13 protein-coding genes are annotated in these 14513 nt (G+C 72.9%); 7 read left to right on the top strand and 6 right to left on the bottom strand.

The features are described 5' to 3' along the window. Positions 1–9 precede the first annotated feature (9 nt). Both ACZ63J_RS11460 and ACZ63J_RS11455 read right to left on the bottom strand, forming a co-directional pair. Positions 10–771 carry a hypothetical protein gene (locus ACZ63J_RS11460; protein WP_465405748.1) on the bottom strand — a complete coding sequence of 254 codons (762 nt, stop codon included), beginning with the start codon at positions 769–771 and terminating at the stop codon, positions 10–12. A 41-nt stretch (positions 772–812) separates the two neighbouring features. Beyond that, entirely contained in the window at positions 813–1301 is a 489-nt protein-coding gene (locus ACZ63J_RS11455) for a GNAT family N-acetyltransferase (RefSeq protein ID WP_465405746.1), read from the bottom strand. A 55-nt stretch (positions 1302–1356) separates the two neighbouring features. Here ACZ63J_RS11455 and ACZ63J_RS11450 point away from each other — a divergent pair, with 55 nt between their 5' ends. From ACZ63J_RS11450 to ACZ63J_RS11430, 5 genes are all read left to right on the top strand, one after another. Further along, positions 1357–1917 (top strand): HD domain-containing protein, encoded by a 561-nt coding sequence (locus ACZ63J_RS11450; protein ID WP_465405745.1) that lies wholly within the window; start codon positions 1357–1359, stop codon positions 1915–1917. A 152-nt stretch (positions 1918–2069) separates the two neighbouring features. Beyond that, positions 2070–2783 (top strand): hypothetical protein, encoded by a 714-nt coding sequence (locus ACZ63J_RS11445; protein ID WP_465405743.1) that lies wholly within the window; start codon positions 2070–2072, stop codon positions 2781–2783. Positions 2784–3315: 532 nt separating this feature from the next. Continuing rightward, positions 3316–4875: a DNA polymerase Y family protein gene (locus ACZ63J_RS11440; protein WP_465405876.1), complete on the top strand. Its 1560-nt coding sequence runs from the start codon at positions 3316–3318 to the stop codon at positions 4873–4875. A 2-nt stretch (positions 4876–4877) separates the two neighbouring features. Continuing rightward, the gene (locus ACZ63J_RS11435) at positions 4878–5198 is read left to right on the top strand and encodes a hypothetical protein (protein WP_465405741.1); all 321 of its coding nucleotides are present in this window, start codon (positions 4878–4880) and stop codon (positions 5196–5198) included. After that, complete coding sequence (locus ACZ63J_RS11430) at positions 5199–8504, top strand: error-prone DNA polymerase (protein WP_465405739.1); 3306 nt, start codon at positions 5199–5201, stop codon at positions 8502–8504. Here the strand turns inward: ACZ63J_RS11430 and ACZ63J_RS11425 are convergent. From ACZ63J_RS11425 to ACZ63J_RS11415, 3 genes are read right to left on the bottom strand one after another with little or no spacing between them, the layout of a single operon-like run. Next, positions 8476–9225, bottom strand: coding sequence for a class I SAM-dependent methyltransferase (locus tag ACZ63J_RS11425; protein WP_465405737.1), 750 nt, complete (start codon positions 9223–9225; stop codon positions 8476–8478). The two genes, ACZ63J_RS11430 and ACZ63J_RS11425, sit on opposite strands and share 29 nt — an antisense overlap. A gap of 32 nt (positions 9226–9257) precedes the next feature. After that, positions 9258–9686, bottom strand: coding sequence for an acyl-CoA thioesterase (locus ACZ63J_RS11420; RefSeq protein ID WP_465405735.1), 429 nt, complete (start codon positions 9684–9686; stop codon positions 9258–9260). Next, complete coding sequence (locus ACZ63J_RS11415) at positions 9655–10479, bottom strand: helix-turn-helix domain-containing protein (protein ID WP_465405733.1); 825 nt, start codon at positions 10477–10479, stop codon at positions 9655–9657. The genes ACZ63J_RS11420 and ACZ63J_RS11415 overlap by 32 nt, the downstream gene beginning before the upstream one ends. 76 nt (positions 10480–10555) lie before the next feature. Between ACZ63J_RS11415 and ACZ63J_RS11410 the strand changes: the two genes are divergently transcribed. Beyond that, positions 10556–11014 (top strand): VOC family protein, encoded by a 459-nt coding sequence (locus ACZ63J_RS11410; RefSeq protein WP_465405731.1) that lies wholly within the window; start codon positions 10556–10558, stop codon positions 11012–11014. A gap of 25 nt (positions 11015–11039) precedes the next feature. After that, positions 11040–11627, top strand: a complete 588-nt coding sequence (locus tag ACZ63J_RS11405; protein WP_465405729.1) for a pentapeptide repeat-containing protein — start codon at positions 11040–11042, stop codon at positions 11625–11627. A gap of 42 nt (positions 11628–11669) precedes the next feature. Here ACZ63J_RS11405 and ACZ63J_RS11400 read toward each other — a convergent pair whose 3' ends face one another. Beyond that, on the bottom strand, positions 11670–14378 hold the full coding sequence (locus tag ACZ63J_RS11400) for a TNT domain-containing protein (RefSeq protein WP_465405727.1): 2709 nt from the start codon (positions 14376–14378) through the stop codon (positions 11670–11672). Between the last annotated feature and the right edge of the window lie 135 nt (positions 14379–14513).

Genomic DNA, 14513 nt, shown 5'->3' with positions numbered 1-14513 from the left:
CAGCCTCGGTCACGCGGGAGCGGGCAGCTCCTTGCAGAGCGCGACCGGGAACTTCGGGTCGGCCGCCCGGATCTCCGGGCAGCCGGCCGCCTTGGCCTGGGCGAACGGCGTCCAGCCCGCGTCACTCCAGCGGAAGGCGCTGCGCGACGGCGGTTCGGTCTGGCGCACCAGCAGGTCGAGGACCAGCCAGTTCGGGTCGCACGCGCGGGTGGTGCCGGCGCTTTCGGCGCCCGTCGCGGACACCGCGGCGCCGATCCACGCCGGGTCGCAGTGGTCGGCCGGCGGGGCGCAGGCGCCCTGCGGGGAGCAGTGGCCCCAGCCGGCGCCGAGCTTGTGCCAGGCGTTGCCCGCGTCGGCGTTGAGGATCACGGTCCGGTCCGCGATCGGCGCGTTCGTCGTCAGCCGCAGCTCGGCCGACACCTTGTCCTGGCAGCCGCCGGCCGCGGGCCGCGTCGAGTAGACGACGTCGGCGCGGATGTCGGTCTTCGACTCCACGACCTGCTCGATCCGCGGCTCCCGGACGCAGCCCGGGTCCTTGCCGGGCAGCGCGACCTGCACGAACAGGCCGGTGTCCCCGCCGGGCCGGATCCCGGTGACCTCGGCGCGGAACGAGCGCCACTCCGCGCCCATCGTCGTCGGCCCCGGCGCCTCGGCCTTGGCGCCGGGCACCCCGCCGCCGGTGGTGAGCACGACGGCGAGCACGGCGCCCGCCGCGACCAGCGCCCCGGCGATCCACAGGATCGGCCGTTTCCGCCCTTCGGTCATCGTCATCCCCCTGAACTCCACCGGGCAATCTAGCCGACCCCGCAGCGTCAGGCGGGCGGACCGGGGTTTTTGCGCTGCGTGACGTCCTTCTCGAGGTAAACGGCGCCGGCGATGTGGCCGGCGGCGGCCGGGGCGTCGACGAGCCGGTAGCCGGCCCGCTGGTACATCGTGATGTTGCGCGTGCTGCGGGCCCCGGTGAACAGGGCGAACCGGCGCACGTCGGCGGGCGCCTGCGCCTCGATGTGCGCAAGCAGGCGGCGGCCCAGCCCGCGCCCGGCGAAGTCCGGCGCGACCATCAGCCTGCCGACCTCCCAGCAGTCCCGTTCGAGCCGGCCGCGCACGGCGCCGACCAGCCGGTGCTCGTGCCGCAGCACCCAGACCGACCAGGTCTTCGTCCAGTCGCGGACGTCGTCGAGGGTCTCGTGCAGGGCGGGGATGTCGAGGGTGGTGTTGAGGATGGCCTCCTGGACCCAGCAGCAGCGTTGCAGGACCAGCAGTTCCGGGCAGTCTTCGGGCCGGACTTCGGTGAGCTCCACGCCGGACTGTCTAGTGACGGCCGGGGCCCGCGGGCAACTTCATTACCTTGGTGGGGTGACCGATCTCCTGCGCCACGCTCTCGACGCTCCGGGTTTCGCGCCGCTCCCACCGCGGGCGCGGGCGTTGCTGGAGACGCTGGGCGCGCCGCCGAGGCTGGGCGCGCACCTGCGCGTGGTGCACGACGTCGCCGTCACGCTGACCGGCTGGGCGCGTCCCCGGGCGGAGTTCGACGGCACGGCGGTGCTGTTCGGCGCGGCCACGCACGACATCGGGAAGATCCTGCACCCCGCGGAGCTGTCCGGTCCGGGGTCGCTGCACGAGGTGGCGGGGTACGGGTTGCTGGTTGAGCAGGGCGTCGAAGAGGCGTCGGCGCGCTTCGCGCGGACGCACGGGTCTTGGGACGCGCCCGACGTCACGCTCGAAGATCTGCTCGTCAGCTTGGCGGACAAGGTGTGGAAGGCGAAGCGGGTCCCTGACCTGGAGGAACGGGCGGCCGCGTGCTTCGGCGGGGAGCCGTGGGAGGCCTTCATGGCGCTGGACGACGAGCTCGAACGCCTCACCGCGGACGCCGACGCGCGGCTGGCTTTCCAGGCGTCGTACCCCACTACCGGGTGACTTGACACCCCGGGCGGTTCACGGTTGACTGGACTACGTCGAACAGGTGTTCGACGTCAACCGCCGCCTTCCCCGCGGCGAACGAGTGCCGTCGGTCGTGTTTTGGGAGAGGCCCGACCGCCGGCCTGGTCCGTGGTGGGGAGGTGCGTGCGGTGACCGCTGTGGTGGAGCCGCCGGTGGCCCGGCTGGCGGCCCTGCCCGGGGTGAGCACGGCGAGCCGGGTGGCGGCTCAGGCTGACCAGGCGCGGGTGACGGGAAGAGTGCTCCCGGTCGCCCCCGCCCTGGCTGAGCTGCTGCCCGCGGCCGGGCTCCGCCGGGGAAGCACCGTGGCGGTCCACGGTTCGACGTCGCTGCTGCTCGCTCTCCTCGCGGAACCGACCGCGGCGGGGGCATGGGCGGCGGTGGTCGGCATGCCATCGCTGGGGCTGGCGGCGGCGGCCGAGTACGGCGCGGACCTCGCCCGCCTGGCGCTGGTCCCGCGTCCGGGAGCGGAGCTGCCCGCGGTGGTGGCGGCGCTGCTCGACGGCGTCGACGTGGTGGCGGTCCATTCGGAGACGGTCCAGGCAGCCGTGGCGCGGCGGCTGTCGGCCCGAGCCCGTCACCGCGGAGCGGTCCTGCTGACGTTCGGCGCCTGGCCGGGCGCGGACGTCGAGCTGTCGTGCAGCCCGTCGTCCTGGGCGGGTCCTGCGGACGGTTACGGGCATCTGGAGGAGCGCCGGGTCGAGGTCCGGGCCTGCGGCCGCGGCGCGGCGGCCCGCCCGGTCTCGGCACAGCTCTGCCTCCCCGGCTCCGGAGGAAAGATCACCCCGGCCTCGCCGGCCGTGGTCACCTCCGGCTTGACCCCCGCCGAGGAGGCCACGGCATGACCCCGGCACGCACCTTCCCGCCTACCCACCGACCCAACTCGACGCGCCCTCGGCCAGCGCACGCGTGTCGTCCGCCGGGGTACGCGCGTCGTCCGGCTGGGTACGAGTGTCGTCCAGCGGGGTACGCGTGTCGTCCGTTCAATCACGCGAGTCGGCTGCTCAATCACGCGTGTCGACTCTCGGATCACGCGAGCCGCTCTTGGCACGCCAACCGACTGTCCGGGCACGCAAGCCGACCGGCGGGGTACGCGAGTCGACCCTCCGCGCACGGGCGCCGGTCCGATGGGTCCGCGAGCGGACTGTGCGGGTGCGTGAGCAGACTCTCGGGGTACGCGAGTCGACCCTCCAATCACGCGTGTCGACCTCTCAGTCACGCGTGTCGACCCTCGAATCACGCGAGTCGACCTCTCAATCACGCGTGTCGACCCTCCAACCACGCGAGCCGACCCCTCCACCACCCCAACACCGCTCCACCGCGGGAGGCGCCATGACCGTCCCCGCCCAACGCGGTACCCCCGCCACCCCCACCCGAATGCTCGTCCTCTGGTGCCCGGACTGGCCCGCCGTCGCCGCCTCGGCGGTTGCCGGTATCGCCGTTACCCAACCGGCCGCCGTCTTCAGTGCCAACCGTGTTGTCGCCTGCAACGCCGGGGCTCGGCGGGATGGCGTCCGGCGAAACATGCGGCGGCGGGAGGCGCAGTCGCGCTGTCCGGACCTTGCCGTCTTAGCCGCCGATGACGGCCGGGATGCTCGGCTCTTCGAAGCTGTTGCTCGGGCCGTTGAGGCTCTGGTTGTCGGCGTTGAAGTCGTGCGGCCCGGGCTGGTCGCGGTGCCCGTTGCCGGGGCCGCCGCCTACTTCGGTGGTGAACACGCCCTCGTCGAACGGCTTGTCGACGAAGTGTCGGCCGCCGCCGGGGTTGAATGTCAGGTCGGTGTGGCCGAAGGGCTCTTCGCCGCGACGCTCGCCGCGCGGCTGGGGGAGTTCGTCGAACCCGGGCGAGTCGCCGAATTCCTCGCGCCGCTGCCCGTCACCGAACTCGACCAGCCCGGGGCCGACCGCGCGGAGCTCGTCGACCTGCTCCGCCGGCTCGGCCTGAAGACGCTCGGCGCCTTCGCCGCGCTGCCCGAACGGGACGTCGTCAACCGCTTCGGCGCCGATGGTGTCCTGGCCCACCGGCTCGCCCGGGGCCGCTCCGAACGTCCTCCACTGCGTCGGCGACCGCCGCCGGAACTGACGCTGACCGAGGAGTTCGACCCCGTTGTCGAACGCGTCGACGTCGCCGCCTTCCTGGCCAAGAACCTCGCGACGCGCTTCTGCGCGGACCTCGCCGGCCACGGCCTGGCCTGCACCCGCCTCGGCATCTACGCCGTCACCGAAGAAGGCGAGCACCTCGGCCGGGTCTGGCGCTGCGCGGAGCCGCTGACCCCCGCCGGCGTCGCCGACCGCGTGCGCTGGCAGTTCGAAGGCTGGCTGCGCGCGGCGCCCGGCACGCGCCCGACCTCCGGTGTCGTGCGGCTGCGGCTGGAGCCGGACGAAGTTGTCGAAGGATGCTCGCTGCAGCTCGACCTCCTGCAGAACGGCCGCTCCGAGGAAGACGACGAACGTGCGGCCCGGGCGTTTGTGCGGGTCCAGGGCCTGCTCGGCCCGGAAGGCGTCCTCACCCCGCTGCTCGACGGCGGCCGCGACCCCGCCGGCCGCGTCCGCCTGGTGCCGTGGGGCGACCCGCGCGAGCGGACGACGCCGTCGGACGCGACCTGGCCGGGACGGCTGCCCGCGCCGTCCCCCGCGACCGTCCTCGATCGCCCGGTGCCGGCCCAGATCTTCGACGCCGACGGCCGGGCCGTCGGGATCACGGTCCGCGAGCAGGTCACGGGCGCTCCGCGACGGCTGAGCATCGGCGGCCGGCAGCGGGAGGTCGTCGGCTGGGCCGGGCCGTGGCCGCTGGCCGGTGACCGCCGCCGGTCCGGTCCCCGGCGGGCGCGGCTGCAGCTCGTGCTCGCCGGGGAAGGAGACGAGCCACCCGACGCGGTGCTGGTGCACTGCGCGGGCACGGAAAATCCACTGTGGACGGTCGAGGGAGTGTACGACTGAGCATGGACGAGCACTACGCACGACGGATGCGAGCCTGGCTGCGCGCCGGCTTCGACCCCGCCCGCCACCCCGGGGCCGAGACGGCGGAAGCGGTGGAAGAGAAACCCGGCGAAGAGTGGACGGTTCACCGAGGCGAGCTGATCTTCCCCGGCGAGGGCATCCCCGTTCCCCGCTCCTCGCGGGAGAACGGCTGCCGCATGAGCCGCGGCGAACCGCGCCCCATGAGCGAAGCCGAGAAACGCAGCCGCCGGAACCACCCGTCCAACTGGCATCGGCTGCGCCGGGACGCCGAGCAGCGCGGCGACGACCCCGGGGGCCGGTGAATGGGCTGGAACAACCCGCCCGTCCGGTGGAAGGACCTCGCCCGCACCCTCGCGGGCGGCCTTCCCCCGGGCGACCACGGGGACAGCCCCGCCTGGGGACGTCACCGCGAGGAGTACCGGCGCCCCGAGGACATCCCCGCGCGTGGGTCCGACGACGGCGGTGAAGCCGTCCGCGTGCCCTACGCCGAGCTGCACTGTCACTCCAACTTCAGCTTCCTCGACGGCGCCAGCCACCCCGAGGAGCTGGTCGAGGAGGCCGCGCGGCTCAAGCTGGACGCCATCGCCCTCACCGACCACGACGGCATGTACGGCGTCGTCCGCTTCGCCGAGGCGGCCAGGGAGCTCGGCGTCAACACCGTGTTCGGCACCGAACTGAGCTTCGGGCTGAGCGCCCCGCAGAACGGCGTCGCCGACCCCGAGGGCGAGCACCTCCTGCTGCTCGCCCGCGGTGACCAGGGTTATCGCGCCCTCTGCCGCGCCATCACCGCCGGGCAGATCCACCACGACGCCGAGAAGGGCCGGCCGAGGTACGACCTCGGCGCGGTCGCCGAGGAGGTCGCCGGGCAGTGCGTGGTGCTGACCGGCTGCCGCAAGGGCGCGGTGCGCTCGGCGCTCGTCACGCACGGCCCGGCGGCCGCCAGGGAACAGCTGAAGATCCTGGTCGAGCGCTTCGGCCGTGACCACGTCTACGTCGAGCTCACCGACCACCGCCAGCCGCTCGACAGCACCCACAACGACGTCCTGACGAAGCTCGCCCGCGAACTGGACCTCCCGACCGTGGCCACCACCGCCGCGCACTACGCCCGGCCCGAACGCGCCCGGCTGGCCGACGCGCTCGCCGCGATCCGCGCCCGCCGCGGCATCGACGACCTGGAAGGCTGGCTGCCGGCGGCCGGGACGGCGTTCCTGCGCAGCGGCGCCGAAATGGACGTCCTGTTCCGGCGCTACCCCGGCGCGGTGCGGAGAAGTGCCCTCCTCGGCATGGAATGCGCGTTCCCGCTCAAGCTGATCGCCCCGAAACTGCCACCCTTCGACGTTCCCGGCGGGGAAAGCGAAGCGGTCTACCTCAGACGGCTGACCGAGGAAGGCGCGCAGGAACGCTTCGGCGGCAAGGAACACGAAGAAAAGGCAAGGGCCCAGATCGAGCACGAGCTGGCGATCATCGAGAAGCTCGGGTTCCCCGGGTACTTCCTGATCGTCTGGGACATCGTCAAGTTCTGCAACGACAACAAGATCCTCTGCCAGGGCCGGGGTTCGGCCGCGAACTCCGCCGTCTGTTACGCCCTGGGCATCACGAAGGTCGACTCGGTCGCCAACAAGCTGCTCTTCGAACGGTTCCTCGCGCCCGACCGCGACGGTTACCCCGACATCGACCTCGACATCGAGTCCGATCGCCGTGAGGAGGCCATCCAGTACGTCTTCAGGAAGCACGGCCGCCTGAGAACCGCGCAGGTCGCGAACGTGATCACCTACCGCGCCCGGTCCGCGGTCCGCGACGCCGCGCGCGCACTCGGCTACTCGCCGGGCCAGCAGGACGCCTGGAGCAAGCAGATCGACCGCTGGGGATCCCTGCGCAGCACCGAAAAGGACCACGACCACGACATCCCGGACGACGTCGTGCAGCTCGCGTTCGCCCTCGAGGACTTCCCGCGCCACCTCGGCATCCACTCCGGCGGCATGGTCATGTGCCAGGAGCCGGTGAGCCAGGTCGTCCCGGTCGAATGGGCGCGGATGGCCGACCGCAGTGTCATCCAGTGGGAGAAGGAGGACTGCGCGGCCGCCGGGCTCGTCAAGTTCGACCTGCTCGGCCTCGGCATGCTCTCGGCGCTGCACTACATGCTCGACCTCGTCGAGGAGCACAAGGGCGAGAAGGTCGACCTCGCCGAGCTCGACCTCACCGACCAGAACGTCTACGGCATGCTCTGCCGCGCCGATGCGATCGGCGTGTTCCAGGTGGAGAGCCGCGCGCAGCTGGCCACCCTGCCGCGGTTGCGGCCCACCGAGTTCTACGACCTCGCTGTCGAGGTGGCGCTGATCCGGCCCGGCCCGATCCAGGGCGGTTCGGTGCACCCGTACATCCGCCGCAAGCAGGGCATCGAGGAGTGGGACTACGACCACCCGCTGCTGGAAAACGCGTTGCGCAAGACCAAAGGCGTGCCGCTGTTCCAGGAGCAGATGATGCAGATCGCCCTGGACGTCGCGAACTTCACCGCGGCGGAGGCCGACCAGCTGCGACACGCGATGGGCTCGAAGCGCTCGGACCGGAAGATGGACCGGCTGCGGCAGCGGTTCCTCGAAGGCGCGGCCGCGAACGGCGTCGAGGAAGAGCTCGCGAAGAAGATCTTCCTTAAGCTCAAGGCGTTCGCGAACTTCGGCTTCCCGGAGAGCCACGCGCTGAGCTTCGCCCACCTGGTGTTTTCCAGCGCCTACTTCAAGTTCTACCACCCGGACGCGTTCCTGGCGGGCCTCCTGCGCGCGCAGCCGATGGGCTTCTACTCACCGCAGTCGCTGGTCGCGGACGCGCGGCGGCACGACGTCACCGTGCACGGCCCGGACATCAACCGCAGCCTGCCGCACGCCACCCTGGAGGCGGGCGCCGGGAAGTTCCACGACGTGCGCACCGGGCTGAGCACCGTCCGGATGATCGGGGAGGACCTCGCGAAGCGGATCGTCGCCGAGCGGGAGGCGAACGGCCGCTACACCGACATGGCCGACGTCGCCCGCCGCGTGCGGCTGAAGACACCGCAGATCGAGGCGCTGGCCACGGCCGGCGCGTTCTCCGGGTTCGGCGGTGACCGCCGGCAGGCGCTGTGGACGGCGGGCGCGGTCGCCGGGGAACGGCCGGAGAAGCTGCCGGGCCTGAGCCTCGCGGAGGCGCCGGTGCTGCCGGGGATGGACGGCCTCGACCTCGCGTCGGCGGACGTCTGGGCGACCGGGGTGTCGCCGGACAGCTACCCGACCGAGTTCATCCGCGACCGCCTCGACGCGCTCGGTGTTGTCCCGGCGAGCGGGCTGGTCGACCTCGAAGACGGCGTGCGGGTGCTGATCGGCGGCGCCGTCACGCACCGGCAGCGCCCGGCGACCGCGGGCGGGATCACCTTCCTCAACATCGAAGACGAGACGGGGATGGTCAACGTGATCTGCACGCTCGGCCTGTGGCAGCGCTACCACCGCGTCGCGCGCGCGAGCCCGGCGCTGCTGATCCGCGGGGTGGTGGAGAAGTACGACGGCGTGGTGAGCGTGCTCGCCGACCGTGTCGAGGCGCTGCCGATGCGGATCAGGACGAAGTCGCGGGACTTCCAGTGAGCGGCCGGCGCACGATCGTGACGATCTCCGGGCTCGTGCCCGTCACGGGGGTGCGGTCCCAGTAGCCGTACTGCTCGTCGACGACCAGGCCGGCTTCCGCGATGAACCCGTTCAGGGAAGGGACATCGAGGAACCGCAGGGTGCTCTCGCTGAACCGGGGCGCGTCCCAGTCCGGGCTTTCGTACGTGGTCCTGAAGGTGACGTACCCGTTCTCGAACGGCCCGGCGTTGTTCCACGACCGGACGTTGCCGGCTTCTCCCACGTTCTCCGGTGTCCAGCGTTCCCAGCCGCGGGCCGCGGGGTTGCGGGTGTCGAAGCCGAACCGGCCGCCGGGACGCAGGGCGCGATGGAGGGCCGAGAACGCCGTCCGCAGCTCGTCGTCGGTCAGCAGCACCTGGAACGCGTGCCCGGTCATCACCGCGAAGTCGAACTCGCCGTCCCAGGTGGCGGTCGACAAATCGCCGTGCACCCACTCGACGTCGTCGCGGCGGCGGGCCTGGACGAGCATGCCCTCGGCCGGGTCGAGCCCGACGAGCCGTCCGGGGTGGCCGGATTCGCGCGCCCAGTGCAGCAGGGACCCGGTGCCGCAGCCGACGTCGAGCACCGACTCGGCCGCCATGATCATCGGCAGGTAGAACTCGAAGTCGCCGCTGCTCTCCCGTGGGTTGAAGGCGTCGTAGAGCGCGGCAAGGTCGTGATCGGCGAAGTGCTCGTCGGGCATGGCCGTCACGGTAGTGAGCGCCGCGGCCGGGATCATCCGTTTTTCGGGGCCAGGCCCAGCAGTTCCGGACGCGCGGCCAGCTCGCGCCAGTACGCGCCGGGGTCGGGCAGCAGCCTGCGGCGGTCGAGGTCGAGCAGGCCCGACACCGAGGACACCTCCGCGACCAGCGTGCCGTCCGGTGCGTGGAACTCCTGCGCCACCCGGGAAGTCTTGCCCGCGCCCCACTTGAAGTCGCAGCTGACGGAGACCTCGCCGCCCGGGACGAGCTCGCGGTGGAACCGCACCGTCGTCTCCAGGTTCACCGGCCCGATGCGGCGCGCGGCCAGCGCGGCCGGGTCGATTCCCGCCGCCTGGACGCACATCCAGCGCGCGTGGTCGGCGTAGGCGAGGTACGCCGGGCCGCGGACGTGGCCGTTGACGTCGAGGTCGTCAGCGCGCACCGCGATCGTGACTCGGAACATGGACAAGAGCGTGGCGCGCGGGTGGCGTCGCTGTCTGGAACTTTTCGGCCACGCGCACGAGCGCCGCGGGGGAGGAACCCGACAGGCGACGGCATTCGCGGCCGAGGTGGGACTGGTCGGCGTACCCGAGGTCGGCGGCCGCGCGAGCCAGCGAGGTCCGCCCGGCGACCAGGGGTTCCAGGAGACGCAGGAACCGCTGGAACCGCCGGATCCGCTGCAGCTGCTTCGGCCCGGCGCCGACCGCGTGGACGAAGTGCCGCCGCAGCCCGCGTTCGCTGATCCCCACGGCGACCTCGGCCGTCCGCGTGGCCGCGCCGAGGGCCTGCACGGCAGCCAGCACCCGTCGGTCCGGTGACGCACTTCGCCGGGCGACGAGCGTTTCGAGGATCCCGCGCTGGGCTTCGGGATCACTAGTGCCCGCAAGGGTTTCTTCGGCACGACGGGCGGGCGCGCCCCAGAGGTCGGTCAGCCGTGTCGCGCCCGCGGGCAGCTCCGGCATGGCCGTCCCGAGCACGGCGCCCGCGGCCCCGCACCGCAGCCGCACCCCGACGCGCGACGCCGACGCCGGGACCCACAGCCGCAGCGGCGCGCCGGCCGTGACGACCACCGTGAGCGCGTCACCGTCCCAGACGAGGTCGGCGCAGCCGTCGGGGAGCACACGCAGCGGCCGCGCCCAGCCGGTGCGCCCGTGCCAGCCGCAGGCGAGCACGGCCTCGAGCCCGGGCGGCGGCGGGACTTCGCGGTACACCGACCGCGCCCCGGCGATCGCCAGCGGCCGCAGCGGAACTCCCATGGCCCCAGTATGCAGCGGTCAGGAACCGTCCTATTTCGATCTTAGAGTCGGAGTTACACCGACCGAGGAGGAAAACATGGTTCCCGACGGCTACACGACGGTCACCCCGTGGATCATCGGCCACAACACCGCCGGCCTGCTCGACTTCCTGAAGGAGGCGTTCGACGCCGAGGAACTCGGCCAGGTCGTCGGCGAGGACGGGAAGATCGGCCACGCGGAGGTCCGCATCGGCGACGCCGTCGTGATGGCGTTCGACTCACCGGACGGCTGGGACGCCACCCCGGCCTTCCTCCGGCTTTACGTGCCGGACAGCGAAGAAACGCAGCGACGCGCCATCGAAGCGGGCGCGACCGAGGTGACCCGCCAGACCGTCCTGTTCTTCGGCGACCGCGTCGGCCGCGTGCGTGACCCGTTCGGCAACCTGTGGTGGATCCAGACCCGCCTGGAGAACCTGGACGAGGCCGAGATGGCGCGCCGCGCGCAGCTGCCCGAGTACGTCGAGGCGATGAACTACGTCCAGGGTGTGAGGCTCTAAGGGCGGATGTGGCACCCTGGGGGCCGTGCTGGAGACGGGGGAGGACTACCGCGAAGCGGTGTTGTCCGGGCAGTGGTGGGAAAAGCGCCGGTTCACCGGGTGCGACTTCACCGGGGCGGACCTGAGCGGGCTGCGGACCCGCGGCTGCACCTTCGACGACTGCGTGTTCAGCAAAGCCGACCTCTCCCGTTCGCGGCACGACGCGTCGGCGTTCCGCTCCTGCACCTTCGACCGGACCGTGCTCGCCGAGAGCCGCTGGACGGCGTGTTCGCTGCTCGGGACGTCGTTCGCCGAGAGCGGGTTCGGCGGCATCGCCATCACCGACTGCGACCTTTCGCTGACGTCGCTGGCGAAGGCGCGGCTGCGCCGCCTCGGGCTGTCCGGGCTCCGGCTGCGCGAGGCCAACCTGATGGACGCCGACCTCACCGGCGCCGACCTGCGCGACAGCGACCTGACCGGCGCGCGCCTGCAGGGCGCGAAGCTCGAGGGCGCGGACCTGCGTGGCGCGCGGATCGACGCGAACGCCCTGGTCCAGGCCGACCTGCGCGGCGCCGAGGTCGACGTCGAGACGGCCATCGCCTTCGCGGCCGCGCACGGGCTCGTCATCCGCTGAAAACGACGAAGGCCCCGGCAGTGCCGGGGCCTTCGCGAAACATCAGTCGATCGGGGGCTCACCCGGGTCGAGCTCGATCAGGTCGCCCTCGGCGAGCAGCTCCTCGATCGACGTCGGCAGCAGGTACGCCGACCCGCCGCCGGGCTGGTTGAACCACGGGATCGCGACGCCGGCGAGCGCCTCGAGCGGCCGCTGCACCCGGTAGACGTGGTACGGGCGGTTCACCCACTCCGGCACCAGCGACCGCTCGGCGAACGGCGTGCCCGCCGCGTACGTCAGGTTGCCGTTCGGGCCGCCGAAGCGGTCCAGCTCGCTGCCCGCGGGCAGCTCCCGCAGCTCCTTGCCGCGGAACAGCGTCAGCGGCGGCTCACCGGCCATCGGCCCGATCGGCCACTGCTGCTGGCCACCGCCGCCACCCCCGCCGTTGACGGCCGGGCGGACCGGCTCCTCACGACGCTGCGGCGCCGGGGGCGCCGGCGGAGCGGGCGGCGGGACCGGCGGGGCGGCCTGCACCGCGGGGGCCAGGACGGTCGGCGCGGACGGCGGCGGCTCACGCCGGGGCGGCGCCGGGGCGACCGGCGGCGGCCCGGCCTGCTGCTGCGCCACGGGCGGCGGCCCGGCCGGGACCGGCGCGGAGACCGGCGGGGCGGGCGGAGCCGGCGGCTCGTCGTCCTCGAGGTCGCCGAACAGCTCCTCGGCGCTGGTGAACGCCGTCTGCTCCTGGGCGGGCACCGGCTCCGGCTTGCGGACCGGGTACGAGCCCGTGGCGACCTCAGGCGACAGCGTCGCGACGACCCGCTGCGGCGCCGGTTCCGGCTCGGGCTCGGGTTCCGGTTCGGGCTCCGGCGCGGGCGGCTCCTCGGCGGGCACGTGGCCCTCCGGGTTGAGCAGCAGCTTGCCGAGCATGAACGCGGCCGCGTCCTCGGCGTCGCCGAACACCGCGGGGTTGCTGAGCTTGCCGTCGTACCAGCCGACCCGCCAGCCGTCGTCGACCTGCTCGACGCTCCAGCCGTGTTCGGCGGGTTCGCCCAGCTTGTAGCCGCTTTCCGGGATCTCGAGCTCGTCCAGCTTCTCCTGCAGCCCGGCGAGCACCGGGTGCTCCGGCGTCTCGCGGCGCAGCGCCCGGCGGCCCGACCGCGGCGGCTCGGGCTGTGCCGCGGGCGCCGGGGCCGGCGGCTCCGGCACCGGCAGCACCCCGGGCACCTCGGGCTGGGTGATCATCGTCGGCGGGCCGGGGTCGAACGCGGGCTGCGGCGGCTCGAACGCGTGCGCGGGCTCGGCGTCCTCCTCGTCGTGGCGCGGCTGGAACGCGGCGTGCGCCGGCTCGTCGTCGTGCCGCGGCTCGAACCCGGTGTGCTCGGGCGGCTGGAAGCTCTGCGCCGGCTCGTCGTCCCGGTGGGCCGGGAAGGGCTCGCCGTCGCGCGGCTGTTCCTCGCTGTGCCCGATCGGCTGGTCGGGGACGTACTCGGCGGTCTCGTCGAGGTCAGGCACCCGGCCCGGCTCCGGCGCCGAGCCGTTCGAGCCCGCCGCGTGCTCGGCCTGCTGGTCGTACTCCTCCTCGCCGTACTGGTCCTCTTCGGCGAAGCGGTCGTCGAACTCCTGGTCGTCGTAGCCGTCTTCGTGGTACTCGGCCTCTTCGACGTACTCGTGCTCCTCCGCGGGCGCCTCCGGCTCGGCGGGGGCGTGCGCCGCGAGCGGCGCCTCGACGGGCGCGGGCGGCTCCTGGTGCTGCGGCGGCACGACGGGCGGGGCCACGGCGGCCGCGCCCGGTGGCGGGCCGACCGGAGGCTGCTGCTGCGGCGGCACCTGCTGCTGGGGCGGCGGGCCCTGCGGCGGCGGCCCGGCCGGGCGCTGCTGCTGCTGCTGCTGCTGCGGCGGTGGCGGCGGGTTGCCCCGGGTCAGGTACGCGGCGGCGGCCTGCAGGGTCGGCTCGTCGACCGGCGGCAGCTTGAAACCGACCGCGCGGACGTGCTCAACGAGGTCCGGTTCGGGCGAAACGCCGTACTTGTGCAGGTAGAAGTTGACGGCGGCGGGCCACACCCACTGGCCGTCGCTGTGGAAGGCGACCGGGACGGTGGCCTCCGGTGTCGCGGCCAGCCGGTCGATGTCGTACCCGCGCTCGGGCACCACCAGCGGTGCCTGCTCGAGGTACTCCAGCAGGCGGTCCTGCTCGTCGACCTCGAGGTCGGGGCGGTTGATCACCGGACGGCCGGCGGGCCCGACGGTGTCGAAGATCCGCGCGATCCGGAAGTGCGGGCCCGGCTGCTCCGGGCCGAGCCCGGACATCCGCCGGATCAGCCACTCGGGCACGTTCTCCTCGGTGCGCGGGAACATCCGCAGCTCGTCGGAGTAGGCCTGCGGCGGCGGCGCGAGGTTCCACACCGGCTCGTCGCGGTTGTACTCGAGGTTGTAGCTGGAGGGGTGGTCGAGCTGGTACCGCGCGTTGAACCAGGTGCCCCGGCCGTCGCGGTACATACCCCCGCGCAGCCGGCCGAAGAGGGTGGCGATGTCGTGCGTCGCCAGCCACTCGTGGACCGTGCCGTCTTCGGTGACGATCTCGCCGGTCAGCTCGTGGTACCTCCCGACGGCTCGGTACTCCGCGCTGACCTTGCGCCAGTCGCGGGGGGCGGCGCGCAGCAGTGCCAGCCCGATCTGCTTGACCAGGGTGTCCTGCTCGGTCGCGTTCAGCTGCGTCGTCGGTTGTGCCACGGGGACATTTTGACTGTTCGCGCGCGCGAGTGCACCCCGCATGTGGGTTTTGCCGCTCGGCGACCCGATGGCACACGGTCTGACCTCGCGTGATGCGACGTGCGGTAGATCACAGGTTGATCGCGGACGGCGTCGCGAATGGACCGTGCGGGGGTGACGATCACTCTACGGGCTGCG

It is taken from the genome of Amycolatopsis sp. NPDC104863, assembly GCF_055582965.1.
The sequence above is the reverse complement of the archived record's forward strand: the minus strand, read 5'-3'. Positions and strand labels throughout refer to the sequence as shown.

Excerpts from the sequence above, each read along its gene's own strand:
- ACZ63J_RS11460 (WP_465405748.1), bottom strand. The coding sequence starts at position 771 with ATGACGATGACCGAAGGGCGGAAACGGCCGATCCTGTGGATCGCCGGG.
- ACZ63J_RS11440 (WP_465405876.1), top strand. The coding sequence starts at position 3,316 with ATGCTCGTCCTCTGGTGCCCGGACTGGCCCGCCGTCGCCGCCTCGGCG.
- ACZ63J_RS11435 (WP_465405741.1), top strand. The coding sequence starts at position 4,878 with ATGGACGAGCACTACGCACGACGGATGCGAGCCTGGCTGCGCGCCGGC.
- ACZ63J_RS11430 (WP_465405739.1), top strand. The coding sequence starts at position 5,199 with ATGGGCTGGAACAACCCGCCCGTCCGGTGGAAGGACCTCGCCCGCACC.
- ACZ63J_RS11425 (WP_465405737.1), bottom strand. The coding sequence starts at position 9,225 with ATGCCCGACGAGCACTTCGCCGATCACGACCTTGCCGCGCTCTACGAC.
- ACZ63J_RS11420 (WP_465405735.1), bottom strand. The coding sequence starts at position 9,686 with ATGTTCCGAGTCACGATCGCGGTGCGCGCTGACGACCTCGACGTCAAC.
- ACZ63J_RS11415 (WP_465405733.1), bottom strand. The coding sequence starts at position 10,479 with ATGGGAGTTCCGCTGCGGCCGCTGGCGATCGCCGGGGCGCGGTCGGTG.
- ACZ63J_RS11410 (WP_465405731.1), top strand. The coding sequence starts at position 10,556 with ATGGTTCCCGACGGCTACACGACGGTCACCCCGTGGATCATCGGCCAC.
- ACZ63J_RS11400 (WP_465405727.1), bottom strand. The coding sequence starts at position 14,378 with ATGCGGGGTGCACTCGCGCGCGCGAACAGTCAAAATGTCCCCGTGGCA.